The sequence below is a fragment of the Mycobacterium sp. M23085 genome (genome assembly GCF_045343915.1).
Lineage (GTDB): Bacteria > Actinomycetota > Actinomycetes > Mycobacteriales > Mycobacteriaceae > Mycobacterium.
Window position 1 is genome coordinate 575,775 of record NZ_CP174280.1, and the last position, 16,697, is coordinate 592,471.

Consider the following 16,697-nt stretch of genomic DNA (forward strand, 5'->3'; position numbering starts at 1 on the left):
GCGGCCGCCGTCGCCGGCCGCCGATCGACCGGCGCATAGCCGGCAATGTACGGCGACATGTTTGCCAAAACCGCCTCAACGGCTACAGATACAGAGTCACAGCAGAACATTGCGGCCGCCCCGATCGTACGTCCCGTCGGGAGTTCCGGGTTGACCGCCGGTCATGTGACCAGCGGTCACGGCCGCGCAAACAGAGACGAGCATGATGCAACGACTCAGTGGGTTAGACGCATTCTTCTTGAACCTGGAATCGCCGACGCAGCCGTTAAACATTTGCTGCGTGCTGGAGCTGGACCCCACGACGATGCCGGGCGGCTACAGCTTCGAGCGCTTCCGTGAGGCGCTGTCGGTGCGAGTGGACGCCGTCCCCGAATTCCGCCTCAAGCTGGCCGACAACCAACTCAACTTCGACCATCCGGTATGGGTGGACGACGATCGGTTCGATCTGGCCCGCCACCTTCACCGCGTCGCCCTGCCCTCGCCCGGCGGGCCCAAGGAATTAGCGGAGCTCTGCGGCCATGTCGCCGGGCTGGCGCTCGACCGGGATCGTCCGCTATGGGAAATGTGGGTGATCGAAGGCCTGCACGGCACCGCCGCGCTATCCGCGGTGCTCAAAGTCCACCATGCGGTGGTCGACGGCGTCGGCGGGGCCAACCTGCTGGCGCAGTTGTGCAGCACCGCGCCCGACGCCCCGCCACCGGAACCGGCCGCGCGTGCCGGCGCCGCGAATCCGCTGCGGATCGCTGCCGGCGGGTTGATCGGCGCGGCACTGCGGCCGTGGCGTCTGGCCAAAATCGTGCCGGCAACCGCGCTGACCCTGGCCGAAACCCTGCTGCGTGCCCGCGGCGGCGGCAACACCATGGCGGCTCCGTTCGCGGCGCCCCCGACAGCGTTCAACGGCTCGTTCACCCGGCGCCGCAACGTCGCCCTGACCAGTGTGGACCTCGAGGACGTGAAGGCCGTCAAACGCCGGTTCGGGGTGACGGTCAACCACGTGGTGACGGCGATGTGCGCCGGAGCGCTGCGACAGTACCTCCAGGACCGCGGCGCACTGTCGGACATCCCGATGGTGGCGAGCGTGCCGGTGTCGGTCCGCGACAAGTCCACTCGCACCGGCCGCAACCAGATGAGTTGGATGCTCTGCCGGCTGGACACCCACATCGACGACCCCGCGGCACGGCTGGCCAGCGTCGCCGCCGGAAACGCCGCGGCCAAGGACCATTCCGCCGCGCTGGGCCCGACGCTGCTGCACGACTGGACGCAGGTGGTCGGGCAGACCGCGTTCGACGCGGCCAGGAAACTGCTGCCCCGCATCCCGCTGCCCGACAAGCCTCCACACAACCTGGTGATGTCCAACGTCGCCGGCCCGCAGGAGCAGCTCTACTTCCTGGGCTGCCGGCTCGATGCGATGTATCCGCTCGGCCCGATCATCGCCGGCGCCGCGCTCAACATCACCGTGATGTCGCTCAACGGCCGGCTCGGCATCGGCATCATCTCCTGCCCCGACCTGGTTCCCGACCTGTGGGACCTCGCCGACGCATTCCCCGCCGCGCTCAAAGAACTGCTGAATTGCGGCGAGGCCGCACACGGCCCACGTTGAGCGGCCCGTTCAGCGGAACCCCGTCCGCCGTCGCCGCCACGGCATGGCAGGGTGACATGCGTGGCAGACACCTCTGAACCGACGACCATCGCAGCGCAAGACCTGCGCGAAATCAGCACCGAAAAGGGCGCTTTGCGCTACTACGACAGCGGCGGCCCACAGTCCGGTCCCGCGCTGCTGTTCCTGCACGGGTCCGGGCCCGGTGTCACGGGCTGGCGGAACTTCCGCGGCGTGCTGCCCGCCTTCGCCGCCCACTATCGGTGTTTGATTTTGGAATTCCCCGGCTTCGGGGTCAGCGACGACTTCGGCGGCCATCCGATGGTGACCGCGTTCGGTACGGTGTCGCCGTTCCTGGACGCGCTCGGCATCAACAAGGTGCACATCGTCGGCAACTCGATGGGCGGCGGCGTCGGGATCAACTTCGCCACCCACAATCCGGACCGCGTCGACCGGTTGGTGACCATCGGCGGCATCGGCACCAACATCTTCAGTCCCAGTCCCAGCGAAGGCATTCGGCTGCTGCAGGAGTTTGTCGAGGACCCGACGCGGCAACGGCTGGTCGACTGGCTCAAGTCGATGGTCTACGACCAGGCGCTGGTCACCGAGCAATTGATCGAGGAACGCTGGCAGCTGGCCACCGACCCGGACACCCTGGCCGCGGCGCGGCGGATGTACGGCAAGGCGGCGTTCGCCGGGATGAACGCCGCGCTGAACGCCTCCGACCGGCCACTGCCGTGGGCGACAATGCACAAGCTCACCGCGCCCACCCTGCTGACCTGGGGCCGAGACGACAGGGTGAGTCCGCCGGACATGGCGCTGATCCCGATGCGCACCATTCCCAACGCGGAACTGCACATCTTCCCCAACTCCGGACACTGGGCGATGATCGAGGCCAAGGACGCGTTCGAAAGCACCGTGCTGGCGTTCCTGTCCCGCAGCCGGCCAGCGTGATCAGTTTCCGCCTCGCTGGGTGGCTCCCGCGTCGACGGGCAAGACGATCGCGGTGATGTAGCGCGCCTCGTCGGAGGCCAGGAACAGCGCGGCGTTGGCCACGTCCACCGCGTCCACCCAGGGCACCGCGAGCATGTTCATCGAGCGGGCCGCCTCGGCGAATTCCGCGCGCGTGGGCGCACGGTCCAGGTCCGGCCGGAACGCGCTGCTGACCACGTCGTTGTGGATCATCGGTGTATCGACGTTGGTCGGGTTGACACAGTTCACCCGGACACCGTGCGGCGCAAGCTCATTGGCCAGGCTGCGCATCAGTCCGATCACGCCGTGTTTGGCGGCGGTGTAATGCGCGACGCCGATCAGCCCGCGCAGGCCGGCGATGGAACTGACCAGGACCATCGACCCGGCCCCACGGGCGATGAGGTGCGGCGCGGTCGCGCGGCAGGTATGCCACACCCCGGTGAGGTTGACGTCGAGCATGGTGCGCCAAGCGTTTTCGTCCAGGTCGATCGCCATCCCGCGGGACGTGATCCCCGCGGTCGCACAGACCACGTCCAGGCCGCCGAAGCGCTGGACAGCGCGGTCGGTGGCGGTCGACATGCCGGAGAGGTCACGCACGTCGACGATTTCGGTGTGTACCCGGGCGCCGGCCTCGGCGACCAATTCGGCCGTCCGTTCGAGGTCAGCGGGGGTGCTGGGCGGGATGATCACCGTATCGACCGGGCCGCAGACGTCGAGCGCCACGATGTCGGCGCCCTCCTGCGCGAACCGCACCGCTTGCGCGCGGCCGATCCCCCGCGCCGCACCGGTGATGAGCGCGACCTTCCCTGTCAGACGCCCTTCGGCCGTCACGGTCATGTCGTCTTCTGCGTCAGGCCGGCATCGACGACAAGCTGGGTGCCGGTGATGTAGCGGGCCGCGTCTGAAGCCAGGAACAGCACCGCGTTGGCGATGTCGACGGGCTCGACCCAGGGCACCGGAAGCAGGTTCCGGGCCTGCAGCACCTCGGCCGCATCGGCCGCGGTCGGGGTGTCCAGGTCCGGTCGCAGCCGCCGAAAGGTGGCCTCATTCAACACCATTGGGGTGGCCACCGGACCGGGGTGCACGGTGTTGACCCGGATGCCGCGCGGTCCGAGTTCGTTGGCCAGGGTGCGCGCCAGTCCCACCACCGCGTGCTTGCTGGCGGTGTAGTGCGCGGTATTGGGCAGGCCGCGAAGCCCGCTGGTGGAGCTGATGATGACCACCGAGCCGCCGCGGTCACCGATGTGCGGCACGCTCGCCCGGACCGTATGCCAGACGCCGGTGAGGTTGATGTCGAGGGTGCGCTGCCAGATCTGAGGGTCGAGCTCCCAGGACGGCGCGCCGGGCAGATGGACTCCGGCGTTGGCCACCACGACGTCGAGCCGGCCCAACGCGGCCACGCCGGCATCGACGGCGGCCGTCACCGCGTCGAGGTCGCTGACGTCGGCCAGGCCGGTCGCGCATCGCCGACCGCGGCCCTCGACTTCGCTTGCGGTGCCGCGCAACTCGTCGGCCGCGGTGTCGGCGTCAAGGGCGATCACGTCGGCGCCCTCGTCGGCGAAGCGCGCGCAGTGCACCCGCCCGGTGCCTTTGGCGGCACCGGTGACCAGGACCACCTTGCCCAGCAATCCCGTCATCGTTCGATGAGATCGAAGCCACGGTAGCCGGCCTCGGCGACCTCGGCGCAGATGTCGTTGTAGGTGGCGAAGCCCCCGGTGAACAGCATGAAGCCGCGTGGCTTGCCCGGCACGTTCGCGCCCATGTACCAGGAGTTCGCCTTGGTGAACAGCGTCGTCTCGGCCCGGCGGGCGCATTCGGCGCCCCAGCCGTCCACGCTGTCCACCGTGGCTTCCAGCGCGGCGTAACCGTGCCGGTCGAGGAAGGCGATGGCCTCGGCGATCCAGTTCACCTGGGCCTCGGCGTGCAGCACCATGTTCGCCAGCACGGCGGGCGCCCCCGGACCCGAGATCAAAAACAGGTTGGGGAAGCCGTCGACGCCCAGCCCCAGGTAGGTGCGGGGCCCGTGCGCCCAGTCGTCACGCAGGACGGTGCCGCGCCGCCCGATGATGTCGATCTTGCCCAGCGCCCCGGTCATCGCGTCGAAACCCGTTGCCAGCACGATCATGTCGACGTCGTAATGCGCATCGTTCGTGTTGATCCCGGCCGCGTCGACGGATTCGATCGGGGTATTACGGACGCTGACCAGTGACACGTTCGCGCGGTTGAATGTCTGAAAGTAGTTGCTGTCGGTGCAAATTCGCTTGGTACCGATCGGGTGGTCGGTGGGGATCAACAGATCGGCGACCGCCGGATCGTCGATGACGGCCCGGACCTTCTCCTCGTAGAACTTGCGGGCCTCTTCATTGGCCTCCAGATCGGTCATCTGGTCCGGGAACGTCTTGGAGAACAGCACTCCCCCGAGCTGCCAACGCCTTTCGAAGGCCGCGCGACGCTCGTCGGCGGTGCACTGCATCGTCGGCTTCGGGGCGGTGACGTGCGGTGAGCCGCCGCCGCTGCGCCACGACAGCGCGCGCCGCTGCGGGTAGCCGGCCTTGATCTCGTCGAGCTCCTCGGTCGACAACGGCTTGTTGCCGGCCGGGACGCTGTAATTCGCGCTGCGCTGAAACACGTAGAGGTGGGCGGCGCGTTCGGCGATGACCGGAATCGCTTGGATGCCCGAGGATCCGGTGCCGATGACCGCGACCCGTTTGCCGGTGAACTCGACGGGCTGGTGCGGCCACCGCGCGGTGTGGTAGATCTCGCCGGCGAAAGTGTCCAGGCCGGCGAAGTCCGGCGTCAGCGCCGCCGACAGCGGACCGGTCGCCATCAAACAGAATCGCGCCGAGAGGGCCTGCCCCGCATCCGTGGTGACCGTCCAGCGCAGCGTCGCCTCGTCGAGTGTCGCCGAAACGACGCGGCTGCGCAGCGCGACGTCGCAGCGCAGGTCCAGCTTGTCCGCGACCCAGTTCAGATACGCGAGGATCTCGGCCTGGGTGGCATACCGTTCGGTCCAGGTCCATTCCTGCTGCAATTCGTCGGAGAACGAGTAGCAGTAGTCGACGCTCTCGACGTCGCAGCGCGCTCCCGGATAGCGGTTGTGATACCAGGTGCCGCCCAGCTCGGGCGCGGCTTCCAGCACCCGGACCGAGAGGCCCTGACTACGCAGCCGGTGCAGCGCGTACAGGCCGGCGAACCCCGCGCCCACCACGACGACGTCCAGAGACTGTGGGCCGACGTTGTTCACAAGATGTCACCGTAAAGCCTCGCGCAGCGCGGACCACGGCGGCTCCCGGTCACCGGACGGTTCGCGCGCGCTTTCCCGACCACCGGGCGCGAGGGGGCCGCGGTCCGGCCTTCGCGCCGCGACCATCGACCGATGCCGGGAATCGCCCGGCCGGCCTGATACTGGCCTGCCAGGCGAGGGTGGCCGGCACCGACGTTCATGTCGAATTCTGATTGCCGGGTGTCCGCTCATCGGGATTTCCTTTGGGACAGCCCGGGACTGCGGTAGACCATTACTAGGCCCACACAGGTAAGGACAACGATATGAGCGAGCGGGTACTCGACCGGGTTCACGCCATGGCCGACCAGTTGCGCGACCAGGCCGCGGAAGCCGAACGGATCGGGCGGCTTACCGACGACACCGTCAAGCTGATGAAGGGAGCCGGCCTGATCCGGCTGCTGCAGACCAGGCAGTACCAGGGCTTCGAGGTCCACCCCCGCGAGTTCGCCGAGACCACGATGGCCACCGCGGCGCTGGATCCGGCGGCCGGCTGGATCGTCGGCGTCGTCGGCGTGCACCCCTACCAGTTGGCCTATGCGGACCCGAGAGTCGCCGCCGAGATCTGGGCCGACGACGTCGACACCTGGATGGCGTCCCCGTACGCGCCGCAGGGGGTGGCCAAACCCGTCGACGGCGGCTACCTGTTCAACGGCCGCTGGCAGTTCAGTTCGGGCACCGACCACTGCGACTGGATCATCTTGGGGGCCATGCTCGGCGACGAAAAGGGCATCCCCTTGATGCCGCCGCAGATGCTGCACATGATCCTGCCGCGCAAGGACTACGAGATCGTCGACGACTCGTGGAATGTGGTGGGGTTGCGCGGGACCGGCTCCAAGGACGTCATCGTCTCCGATGCGTTCGTGCCGAGCTACCGGACCATGGACGCGACCAAGGTGATGGACGGCACCGCGCAACGCGAGGCCGGCATGACCGAGCCGCTGTATCTGATGCCGTGGTCGACGATGTTCCCGCTGGGCATCTCCGCGGCGACCATCGGCATCGCCGAGGGGGCGCTGGCCGCACATCTGGACTATCAGCGTGGGCGGGTCGGCGCCACCGGGACCGCGATCAAGGACGACCCGTACGTCATGTATGCGATCGGAGAGGCGGCCGCCGACATCAACGCCGCGCGCCAGGAGTTGCTGGCCAACGCCGACCGCATCTACGACATGGTCGCGGCCGGCAAGGAGGTGTCGTTCGCCGACCGTGCGGCCGGGCGCCGCACTCAGGTTCGCGCGGTGTGGCGGGCGGTGTCGGCGGTCGACGAGATCTTCGCCCGCTCGGGCGGCAACGCGGCGCGGATGGACAAACCGCTGCAACGGTATTGGCGAGACGTGCACGTCGGGCAGATGCACGCCATCCATGTGCCCGGCACCACCTATCACGCGTCGGCGCTGAGCTCGATCGGCATCGACCCGCCCGAGGGCCCGCTGCGGGCACTGATCTGAGCAGGAGACGCATCCGTGAGCGACCTGAAAAGCCTGGGCTACATCACGATTTCAACCAACGACATCGACCGTTGGCGCCAATTTGCCTTCGGGGTATTGGGTTTCGCCGAGGGGAAGGGCCCCGATCCGTCCGCCCTGTACCTGCGGATGGACGAGCGGGCGGCCCGGTTGATCGTGGTGCCCGGTGAGAGCGACCGGGTGCTGACCGTGGGCTGGGAGGTGCGCGACCACCCCGCGCTGCAGCGAGTGCGGGCCACGCTCGACGGCGCCGGCGTGGCATACAAACAGCTGTCCCCCGACGAGGCCGAGGCCCGCCGCGTCGAAGAGGTGATCACGTTCGAGGATCCCGCCGGCACCACGCTGGAGGTGTTCCACGGCGCGGTGCTCGACCACAGCCCGGTCGTCACGCCGTTCGGCGCGAGGTTTGTCACCGGCGACCAGGGTATGGGCCACGTGGTGGTGCCGGCCACCGACCCCAGCGGGCTGTTCGACTTCTACACCGAGGTGCTGGGCTTCCGCGCCCGCGGCGCGTTCCGGGTGCCGCTGCCGAAAGAGTTTGGCCCGGTGCGGGTCCGATTCCTGGGTATCAACGAACGACACCACAGCCTGGCGATCGTGCCGGCCGCACACCAGCGCGACCCGCGCCTGGTCCACATCATGGTGGAGGTCGACACCCTGGACGCGGTCGGACAGGCGCTGGACCGGGTCAACGCCGAGGGATTCCAGCTGTCGTCCACCCTGGGACGGCACACCAACGACAAGATGGTCTCGTTCTACGTCCGCGCGCCCGGTGACTGGGACATCGAATTCGGCACCGACGGGATGCGGGTCGACGAAACCTATTACACCGCAGAGGAAATCACCGCCGACAGCTACTGGGGCCACCAGTGGATCGGCGAGATGCCCGCGGCGATGCGGCTGTGACACCCGAATCGGACGTGACGCCCGTCGCGGCGTCCTGCATCACTTCGTGGGACCACGAGGCCGACGTAGTCATCGCCGGCTATGGCGTCGCCGGTGCGGCCGCGGCGGTGGAGGCGGCCCGATCCGGCGCCGACGTCCTGGTGCTGGAGCGCACCGGCTCCTGGGGCGGCGCCGCGTCGATGGCCGGCGGCTTCATCTATCTCGGCGGCGGCACCCCGGTCCAAACGGCCTGCGGCTTCACCGATTCCGTCGACAACATGGCGGCCTTCCTGAACGTGGCGATGGGCCCCGGTGCCGACGAGAACAGGATCGCCGATTACTGCGCCGGCAGCGTCGCGCACTTCGACTGGCTGGTCGGCTGCGGCGTGCCGTTCAAGGCCGAGTTCTTCTCCGAGCCCGGCTGGGAGCCGATGGGTGACCAGGGCCTGATGTACAGCGGCGGCGAGAACTCGTTTCCGTTCAACACCATCGCCACCCCCGCACCGCGCGGGCACGTCCCGCAGATGCAGAACAAGAAGCAGGGCGAGGCCAGCGCCGGCTACATGTTGATGAAGCCGCTGGTGGAAACCGCGACCGCGGCCGGCGCCCGGGCGCTGTACGACGTGCGGGTGTCACGGCTGATCGTGGCATCCGACGGCCGGGTGGTCGGCATCCGCGCCCGAAAGTACGGCACCGAGTTGAACATCCGCGCGCGGTCGGGTGTGGTGCTGGCGACGGGCAGTTTCGCCTACAACGACGCGATGGTTCAGCGGTATGCGCCGCGGATCGCCGGCCGGCCCGCCGCTTCCATCGAGCAGCACGACGGGCAGGCGATCCGGATGGCGCAGGCGCTGGGCGCCGATCTCGCGCACATGGACGCCACCGAGGTGGCGATCTTCATCGACCCGCAGCAGTTGGTGCGCGGCATCCTGGTCAACGGCCGCGGCCAGCGCTTCGTCGCGGAGGACACCTACCCGGGCCGGATCGGGCAGCTCACCCTCTATCAGCAGGACAACGTCGCCTATCTGATCATCGACGGCGATGCGCAGGATGAGGCGATGGCGTCGTGGTCGCCGAAGTTCATGCTGCGCCCCGCGACGTGGGTGGCCGACACCGTCGCCGACCTGGAGAGCGACATGGGGCTGCCACCGGGGTCGTTACAGGCGACGGTGGCCGCGTACAACGACGGCGCCGCGCGCGGCGAGGACCCGCTGCTGCACAAGAAGCCGGAGTGGATCAAGCCGATCGGCTCCCCCGTCGGCGCCGTCGATCTGCGGGAGAACACCGGCGGGTTCACCCTGGGCGGGCTGGCGACCACGCTGGACGCCGAGGTGCTGCACGTCAGCGGCGAACCCATTCCGGGGCTGTTCGCCGCCGGCCGGTGCACCGCCGGCCTGGCAGCGTGGGGGTATGCCAGCGGCGTTTCGCTGGGTGACGGCAGCTTTTACGGCCGCCGCGCCGGCCGCTCCGCCGCCAAGGGCTGAGCCTCCGCCGTCGCCGCGAGCGTAAGCACACTGGTACCGATGGCGGCGACCCGCCGCGCCCGGCTGCGCCGCGCTTGCGATCACCGCTGCGTTTTTCGCCGTGGCTTTTCGCAGTGCGCTTACGCTCGCGATCCTCGCGTGTCGTGTGACAGCGGCCACAACGGTGTGGTAGAAAGTCTTCCTAATAGGAATATGCCAGCCAGGAGGCTCTGTGTCCGTGCCCGCCGAAACTCCCACCGCGGTCATCGATCGCATCTCGCTCGTCCTGGACGCTTTCGACGGCCCCGGGCGGCTCACGCTGGCCCAGATCGTCCGGCGCACCGGCCTGCCGCGCTCCTCGGCGCACCGGATGCTCGAGCGCCTGGTGCAGCTGCGCTGGCTGCGCCGCAACGGCCGCGACTATGAGCTGGGCATGCGGCTGGTCGAGTTGGGCTCGCTGGCCGTGCACCAGGACCGCCTGGTGCGCGCCGCCGGTCCCCTGCTGGGCGAATTGCACCGTGCCACAGGGCTCGTCGTGCACCTCGCGGTTCTGGACGGGCCCGACGTGGTCTACCTCGACAAGGTCGGCGACTCGGCGCTGACGCCGATACCGACGCGGGTGGGCAGCCGTCAGCCCGCGCACTGCACCGCCGTCGGCAAGGCGATCCTGGCCTACCGCGACCAGGACGCCCCGGTGGACCTGCGGGTCCGCAAGACCAGGTACTCGATCGCCACCGGTTCGCAGCTGGCCGTCGAGTTGTCACGGGTGCGCGCGCACGGCGTCGCCTTCGAGCGTGAGGAGTCGCTGCTCGGGTTCGGTTGCGTGGCAGCACCTATCGGCGGGCCCGGCGAAGCCGTCGCGGCGGTGTCGGTGTGCGGGCCGATGAACCGGATGACGTTCGACCAGCGACTGATCGCCCCGGTCCGGATGACCGCAATGGGCATCTGGCGGCACGCCGAGGACGGCCCGCAACACGTCGCCCCCAACCTGCAACCGTTGCGCCCGCTGCGCCCGGCTCATCGGCCCGTGTTGCAGTACGCGTGAGCTAAGGCGGTAAGCGGCCTCCCAGTGGGCGGAACTTACCCGCGTCCAACGCGCGGCGGCGCCATACCCTTTGCATATGGCTGACGACGGCAAAACGATCGTCGCCGGCAATGTGGCCATCGGGCCGCACAACCCGATCGCTCCGCCGCTAGTTGTCCAGCGAGACCCGGACGGCGGCGTTCATGCCGATGTGCACCTCGGCGCCGGCTACGAGGGGCCACCCGGCCACGTACACGGTGGCATGTGCGCTCTGATCCTGGACCATGTTCTGGGCGCGACGTCGCATCAGCCGGGTAAACCGGCTTACACCGGCACCATCACCGTGCGCTATCTGCGCCCCACCCGGCTGGGCGCACTGCGTGCCGAGGCTCGGGTGGACCGGGTCGACGGCAGCAAGACGTACGCGACCGGCCATCTCAGTAACGTCGACGGTGTGACGGTGGAGGCCAACGGCGTATTCATCACGCCGCGGCAACCCCTCCGGCCGGGCGAGCCCGGACCTGGACAACGGTCGTGAGTTACGCCACAGTCGGATGCTTCCATCCACGATGGCCACGTCGTGCCGCCCATGTCTTGACGTCCCGCCCGGATCCGATCTCGCCGTAGTCACCCAGCGTGATCGCGATCAGCGGGCGTCGACGGCGCAGCGGGCGAATTAGCTTGCCGCGCAGCGGCATCCGTCGACCCGATGGCATGACGGTACCCATGACCTCTCGTCAATGCGATAGGCTTTGTACGATGATCGGAGAACACCGTCAGGATCTGCGGCAAAATCGGAGCGAATGAAGCGCCGCTTCCGGCCACCGGATCCGGTTCCAGCACACTTCAGGAAGCGAGACATGGTCAACCGTCTGCTCTTCGCTGTGGCGGCCGCATCGGTCGGCCTGCTGGCAGGGGCGCCGCTCAGCCATGCCGACACCACCGACCAGAAATTCCTGGCGGCCCTGGAGGAGCACGGCATCATCGACCAGGCCTCCGCCGGCCATGCGGTCGAAGCCGCCCACTACGTCTGCGCGCGACTCGACACCGGCGAAACGCCCATGGAGGTGATGCAGGACGTGCTGGCCAGCAGCGGTCTACCCGAGTTTCACACCGGCTTCTTCGTCGCCCAGAGCATCTACTCGTACTGCCCGCGGCACAAAGACGAGATCCCTCGGGGATAATCCACCGGATTACCCTGGTGTGCAGTCCGTTTCGTCGACGACGGACAAATCTCCGCGGCGCATCGCGTCCAGGATCGACGCGCTCAGCGCCGAGCACACCAGGAAGACACCGCGGCTCCCCGGTGTGACGATCTTTCGCGCTTCGGCGCGCTCGGCGCACCGGGCCGTGGCCTCGGCGTTCCACTGCACACTGGTCTGATTCCAGCTGCTCTTGCGGGCCAGCACCCGCGCGCCACAGTTCCGGCACGCGACCGGCACCATCGGCATGTCGTCGAGCCGATTGTCCTCGCGCACCGAAGATTTCAGCGTCATCAGGCCCGGGCCGCCATGTTGGCCTGGACCTCTTTCATCCACGCCTCATAGGGCCGGGTGGTGTCGAGCTCGAATTCGAAGCGGTCCACCATGTCCGGTTGCACGTCGGCGGCATCGACGTAGAACTGCTGATACCAGCGCCGTAACTGGTATACCGGGCCGTCCTCCTCGACCAGCAGCGGGTTGTCGATGCGCGCCTTGTGCCGCCAGATCTGCACGTCCTGCTCGAAACCGAGCTTGACGTAATCGCCGAGTTTGATCGCGGTCCGCATCGCCTCGTCGCCGGGCATCGCCTCCGACTTCTGCACGATGATTCCGTATTGCAGCACAAAGGAATTCGCATCGATCGGATAGTGGCAGTTGATGAGGATCGTTTTGGCGTCGCCGTACTCGTAGTGATACGTCAGGTCGTCGATCATGAAGGATGGGCCGTAATAGGACGCCACCGAGGTGTTGCCCAGCATCTGCGCGCCTTCGGTGCCGGCCATGTCGGGGCGGCCCTCGCCGTTCATGTACTGCGTCGCGACGTGCCCCTCGAAGATGTTCTTGAAGTAGGTGGGCAAGGCGCCGTGGATGTAATAGAAGTGCGCCATATCCACCACGTTGTCGATGATTTCGCGGCAATTGCTCTGCACCACGGTGGTGTACCAATGCCAGTCCGTCCACTGGTCGCTGGTGGCCCCCTCGATGCGCGGGATCGTCACCTCCGGTGGCGGCGGCTTGCGCTCCGGGTCGTTCCATACGAACAACATGCCGTCCTGCTCCAGCGTGGTCCACGCTTGCGTGCGGGCCAACTTGGGTGCCCGCCTGCTGTAGGGCACCTGCTTGCAGCGACCGTCGCCGCCCCAGCGCCAGTCGTGAAACGGGCAGGCGATCTCGTCGCCCTTGACCTCGCCCTGGGACAGGTCACCGCCCATGTGCCGGCAGTAGCCGTCGAGCACGTTGATGTTCCCGTCGCCGCTGCGAAAGATGACGAGCTTCTGTCCGAAGGCGTTGATCGCGTGAGGCTTGCCGTCGCCGAAATCCCTGGTCAGCCCCAAGCAGTGCCAGCCGCGTGCGAACCGGGTCGGCGCGGCCTGCGCTTCAATGAACCGAATCTGGTCGGCCTCGGTGTGCGACGTCATGGGCCTGATTCAACTCCCCCGGGCCCATCCGCGGGGCCCGTTGTTCCACTCATCAGGACGGCTCTTCCTGTGCCGCGGTGCCGCGGCCTAGCGTTTTGGGCGTGACGACGCGCAGCGCGACGATCCCCGCCGGACTTCCCGTGGCCGACACGGCCGTCGACCTGCTGGTCGTCGGCTCCGGCACCGGCATGGCCGCGGCGCTGGCCGCCCACGAATTGGGATTGTCGGTGCTGATCGTGGAGAAATCGTCGTACGTGGGCGGTTCGACCGCCCGGTCCGGCGGCGCTCTGTGGCTGCCGGCCAGCCCGGTGCTGGCCGAAGCGCACGCCGGCGACACCGCGGAGCGCGCCGACGCTTACCTGGACTCGGTGGTCGCGGGGTCGGCGCCCGCGCAGCGGTCGAGGGCGTTCGTGGCGCATGTCTGCGCGACGGTGGGCATGTTGCGCCGGACCACGCCGCTGCGGCTGTTCTGGGCCCGCGATTACTCCGACTACCACCCCGAGGAACCCGGCGGCAGCAGGGCCGGGCGCACCTGCGAGTGCCACCCCTTCGACACCTCGCTGCTCGGCCAATACCGGACCCGGTTGGAGCCCGGCCTGATGGAAGTGACGATCCCGATGCCGACGACGGGCGCCGACTACCGCTGGATGAACCTGGTGGCCCGGATGCCGCGCAGGGGAATCCCGGTCTACGGCAAGCGGCTGGCGCAGGGTGTGGGCGGCCGCATGCTGGGCCGGCGCTACGCCGCGGGCGGACAGGGCCTGACGGCCGGGCTGTTCACCGGGGTGCTGGGCGCGGGCATCCCGGTGTGGACCGACACCACGTTGGCACGCCTGTGCGGCGACGGCGACCGGGTGACCGGCGCCGTCGTGGAGCACGGTGGGCGCGAGGTGACGATCACCGCGCGGCGCGGCGTGGTGCTGGCCACCGGTGGCTTCGACCACCACATGGACATGCGGTGGAAATTTCAGTCGGAATCGTAGGGCGCCAACCTGAGTCTGGGCGCCGCCGCCAACACCGGCGACGGAATCCGCGCCGGCCAGGAAATCGGTGCCGACATCGCTCTGATGGATCAGGCGTGGTGGTTCCCCGCTGTCGCACCGCTGCCCGGTAAGGCGCCCGCGGTGATGCTGGCCGAGCGGTCGCTGCCGGGTTGTTTGATCGTGGACCAAAACGGGCGCCGGTTCGCCAACGAGGCGGCGGATTACATGTCATTCGGGCAGCGGGTGCTCGAGCTGGAGCGCGCCGGCAGCCCGGTCGAGGCGATGTGGATCATCTTCGATCAGCAGTACCGCAACAGTTATGTCTTTGGCGCCGAACTGTTTCCGCGCATGCGCGTCCCGCAGGCATGGTATGACGCCGGGATCGCGATGCGAGCCGACAACCTCACCGAGCTGGGCGCAGGAATCGGCCTCCCGGTATCGGAGTTCTTTGCGACGATGGCCCGCTTCAACCAAAACGCCGCCGCCGGTGAGGATCCCGACTTCGGCCGCGGTGCCAGCGCCTACGACCGCTACTACGGAGACCCGACCATCAAGCCGAACCCGAACCTGCGCCCCGTGGTCAATGGCCCGTTCTACGCGGTGAAGATGGTGCTGTCCGACCTGGGCACCTGCGGTGGGCTGAGGACCGATGAGCGGGCGCGGGTGCTGCGCGAAGACGGCGGCGCGATCGCCGGGCTGTACGCGATCGGCAACACCGCCGCCAACGCGTTCGGCACGACCTACCCGGGCGCGGGCGCGACGATCGCGCAAGGACTGGTCTACGGCTACATCGCGGCGCGGGAGGCGGCGGGCCGGGGCGTGGCGGGCGCAGCAGATCGCCACCAACAGAACTAGCCGCTACGCCGCCCCTGGACTGTGGTCTTCGTCGTCATCTCCATCGCGAAGCAGCTTCTCGGGATGGTGGAAGGTGTTGGTGCGCGGCTGGCCTCGGTCCAAGTGCGGGGGCGGGATCCATTCGGTATCACCGTTGGCGCGTTTTCGGGTGCTCCAGCCGCGTGGTTGCAGGAGTCGGTGGTGGGGTCCGCAAGTCAGGGTGAGATTGTCGATCTCGGTGGTGTGGCACTTGCTGTAGTCGGTGATGTGGTGGACTTCGCAGTAGTAGCCCCCGACGTTGCAGCCGGGTGCCGAACATCCAAGGTCTTTGGCATACAAAACGATTCGTTGGCCAGGGTTGGCGAGTCGTTTGGTGTGATACAGCGCCAGCGCCTTGCCCTTGTCGAAGACCGCCAGATAGTGATGCGCGTGGCGGGCCAGGCGGATCACGTCGCTGATCGGTAATCGGGTGCCCCCACCGGTGATGCCGTGCCCGGTGACGGCTTCCAGTTCGGCCAGCGTGGTGGTGACGATGATGGAGGCCGGCAATCCATTGTGTTTGCCCAGGTCCCCGGAGGCCAAGATCGCGCGCAGGGCGGCATTGAGGCCGTCGTGCTGGCGTTGTGCCGCCGAGCGGACGTCGCGGTCGATGGCCTCCTGGGCGGGCGCGCCGTCCACACACGGCGCCTCATCGAACGGATTGCACATGCCGGGGGCGGCCAATTTGGCCAACACCGCCTCCAGCGAGGCACGTAATTCGGGCGTGAGCCAGCCGCGCAGCGCCGACATGCCGTCGGGTTGCTGCTTGCCCAGGGTCAGGCCGCGGCGGCGGGCGCGGTCGTCGTCGCTGTAGCTGCCGTCGGGGTTGAGGCAGTCCGCCAAACGATCGGCCAGCGCAGTCAACTGATCGGGCCGGTACCGTGCGGCCAGGCGCGCCAGGTGGGCCTCGGCGTGCGTGCGGGTGTCGTCATCGATCCAGCCCGGCAGCCGGTGGTAAAAGCGGCGGATCACCGCCACATGCTCTATCCCCAGTCGTCCGGCGCGCTGCCCGGCGGCCGTGGCCGCCAGCACGGGCGGTAGGGGTTCGCCGGTGAGCGCGCGCCGCTCACCCAAATCGGCGGCCTCACGCACGCGCCTGCCGGCCTCGGCGCGGCTGGTCAACGTCCAGTCGGCGATCGCATGGGAGAGCCTGCCGCCCAATTCCGCCGGCGTGGCCTCCTGCTGGAGCTGATTGATCAGCGGATATTCCCCGGCGGACAGACGGCGCCGCGCGTGCTCGTAGCGTCGCAGTAGCGCGAGACGCTCCCGGGAGTGCAGCATCTGGGAGTCGAGCCCGACCACGGTGTCGATCGCGGCATCCAGGGCATCGAAGGCCGCCGTCGCGACGTCACCGTCTGCGAAGCCACCCGAACTCATATCCCGAAACTATCGGAGCCCGCCGACAAAAATCGACGTTCAGAGACTCCTGAAACCGCAGGGACACAAGTGATTTCGCTATACGGTTTCGATATCCATAATCCCTCGGAAGGGATCCCTGCAGGCCGGTGCCGCGCGAAACCGGTCGCCACCT

15 protein-coding genes and 1 pseudogene are annotated in these 16,697 nt (G+C 68.2%); 9 read left to right on the top strand and 7 right to left on the bottom strand.

Annotated features, from left to right (window positions below):
* Positions 1–205: 205 nt before the first annotated feature.
* Together ACIUM1_RS02470 and ACIUM1_RS02475 are read left to right on the top strand one after the other, a co-directional pair.
* Positions 206–1,600, top strand: coding sequence for a WS/DGAT/MGAT family O-acyltransferase (locus ACIUM1_RS02470; RefSeq protein WP_406815716.1), 1,395 nt, complete (start codon positions 206–208; stop codon positions 1,598–1,600).
* A gap of 60 nt (positions 1,601–1,660) precedes the next feature.
* Positions 1,661–2,551 carry an alpha/beta fold hydrolase gene (locus ACIUM1_RS02475; RefSeq protein WP_406815717.1) on the top strand — a complete coding sequence of 297 codons (891 nt, stop codon included), beginning with the start codon at positions 1,661–1,663 and terminating at the stop codon, positions 2,549–2,551.
* Here ACIUM1_RS02475 and ACIUM1_RS02480 read toward each other — a convergent pair whose 3' ends face one another.
* The 3 genes from ACIUM1_RS02480 to ACIUM1_RS02490 are packed head-to-tail and all read right to left on the bottom strand — an operon-like array spanning position 2,552 to position 5,813.
* Positions 2,552–3,406, bottom strand: coding sequence for a mycofactocin-coupled SDR family oxidoreductase (locus ACIUM1_RS02480; protein ID WP_406815718.1), 855 nt, complete (start codon positions 3,404–3,406; stop codon positions 2,552–2,554).
* Positions 3,403–4,206 (bottom strand): mycofactocin-coupled SDR family oxidoreductase, encoded by an 804-nt coding sequence (locus ACIUM1_RS02485; RefSeq protein WP_406815719.1) that lies wholly within the window; start codon positions 4,204–4,206, stop codon positions 3,403–3,405. The genes ACIUM1_RS02480 and ACIUM1_RS02485 overlap by 4 nt, the downstream gene beginning before the upstream one ends.
* Positions 4,203–5,813, bottom strand: coding sequence for a flavin-containing monooxygenase (locus tag ACIUM1_RS02490; protein ID WP_406815720.1), 1,611 nt, complete (start codon positions 5,811–5,813; stop codon positions 4,203–4,205). Before ACIUM1_RS02490 ends, ACIUM1_RS02485 begins: the two co-directional genes overlap by 4 nt.
* A gap of 302 nt (positions 5,814–6,115) precedes the next feature.
* On the opposite strand from ACIUM1_RS02490, the gene ACIUM1_RS02495 reads away from it, so the two are divergent.
* The 5 genes from ACIUM1_RS02495 to ACIUM1_RS02515 all read left to right on the top strand — a co-directional run bounded on the left by ACIUM1_RS02495 (position 6,116) and on the right by ACIUM1_RS02515 (position 11,228).
* The gene (locus ACIUM1_RS02495) at positions 6,116–7,300 is read left to right on the top strand and encodes an acyl-CoA dehydrogenase family protein (protein ID WP_406815721.1); all 1,185 of its coding nucleotides are present in this window, start codon (positions 6,116–6,118) and stop codon (positions 7,298–7,300) included.
* A gap of 15 nt (positions 7,301–7,315) precedes the next feature.
* The gene (bphC, locus tag ACIUM1_RS02500; protein ID WP_406815722.1) at positions 7,316–8,224 is read left to right on the top strand and encodes a biphenyl-2,3-diol 1,2-dioxygenase; all 909 of its coding nucleotides are present in this window, start codon (positions 7,316–7,318) and stop codon (positions 8,222–8,224) included.
* Complete coding sequence (locus ACIUM1_RS02505) at positions 8,221–9,687, top strand: FAD-dependent oxidoreductase (RefSeq protein WP_406815723.1); 1,467 nt, start codon at positions 8,221–8,223, stop codon at positions 9,685–9,687. Before bphC ends, ACIUM1_RS02505 begins: the two co-directional genes overlap by 4 nt.
* 211 nt (positions 9,688–9,898) lie before the next feature.
* The gene (locus ACIUM1_RS02510) at positions 9,899–10,711 is read left to right on the top strand and encodes an IclR family transcriptional regulator (protein WP_406815724.1); all 813 of its coding nucleotides are present in this window, start codon (positions 9,899–9,901) and stop codon (positions 10,709–10,711) included.
* Positions 10,712–10,787: 76 nt separating this feature from the next.
* Positions 10,788–11,228, top strand: a complete 441-nt coding sequence (locus tag ACIUM1_RS02515; protein ID WP_406815725.1) for a PaaI family thioesterase — start codon at positions 10,788–10,790, stop codon at positions 11,226–11,228.
* A gap of 1 nt (position 11,229) precedes the next feature.
* Here the strand turns inward: ACIUM1_RS02515 and ACIUM1_RS02520 are convergent, their stop codons facing one another.
* Positions 11,230–11,406, bottom strand: coding sequence for a hypothetical protein (locus ACIUM1_RS02520; protein ID WP_406815726.1), 177 nt, complete (start codon positions 11,404–11,406; stop codon positions 11,230–11,232).
* 144 nt (positions 11,407–11,550) lie between these two features.
* On the opposite strand from ACIUM1_RS02520, the gene ACIUM1_RS02525 reads away from it, so the two are divergent.
* The gene (locus tag ACIUM1_RS02525) at positions 11,551–11,874 is read left to right on the top strand and encodes a DUF732 domain-containing protein (protein WP_406815727.1); all 324 of its coding nucleotides are present in this window, start codon (positions 11,551–11,553) and stop codon (positions 11,872–11,874) included.
* Between the two features lie 9 nt (positions 11,875–11,883).
* On the opposite strand, the gene ACIUM1_RS02530 is transcribed toward ACIUM1_RS02525, so the two are convergent.
* On the bottom strand, positions 11,884–12,186 hold the full coding sequence (locus ACIUM1_RS02530) for a ferredoxin (RefSeq protein ID WP_406815728.1): 303 nt from the start codon (positions 12,184–12,186) through the stop codon (positions 11,884–11,886).
* On the bottom strand, positions 12,186–13,310 hold the full coding sequence (locus ACIUM1_RS02535) for a Rieske 2Fe-2S domain-containing protein (RefSeq protein WP_406815729.1): 1,125 nt from the start codon (positions 13,308–13,310) through the stop codon (positions 12,186–12,188). Before ACIUM1_RS02535 ends, ACIUM1_RS02530 begins: the two co-directional genes overlap by 1 nt.
* A gap of 101 nt (positions 13,311–13,411) precedes the next feature.
* Between ACIUM1_RS02535 and ACIUM1_RS02540 the strand changes: the two are divergent.
* Positions 13,412–15,148 (top strand): annotated as a pseudogene (locus ACIUM1_RS02540) (3-ketosteroid-delta-1-dehydrogenase).
* Positions 15,149–15,151: 3 nt separating this feature from the next.
* Here the strand turns inward: ACIUM1_RS02540 and ACIUM1_RS02545 are convergent.
* Positions 15,152–16,543, bottom strand: a complete 1,392-nt coding sequence (locus ACIUM1_RS02545; protein ID WP_406815730.1) for an HNH endonuclease signature motif containing protein — start codon at positions 16,541–16,543, stop codon at positions 15,152–15,154.
* Positions 16,544–16,697: the final 154 nt, after the last annotated feature.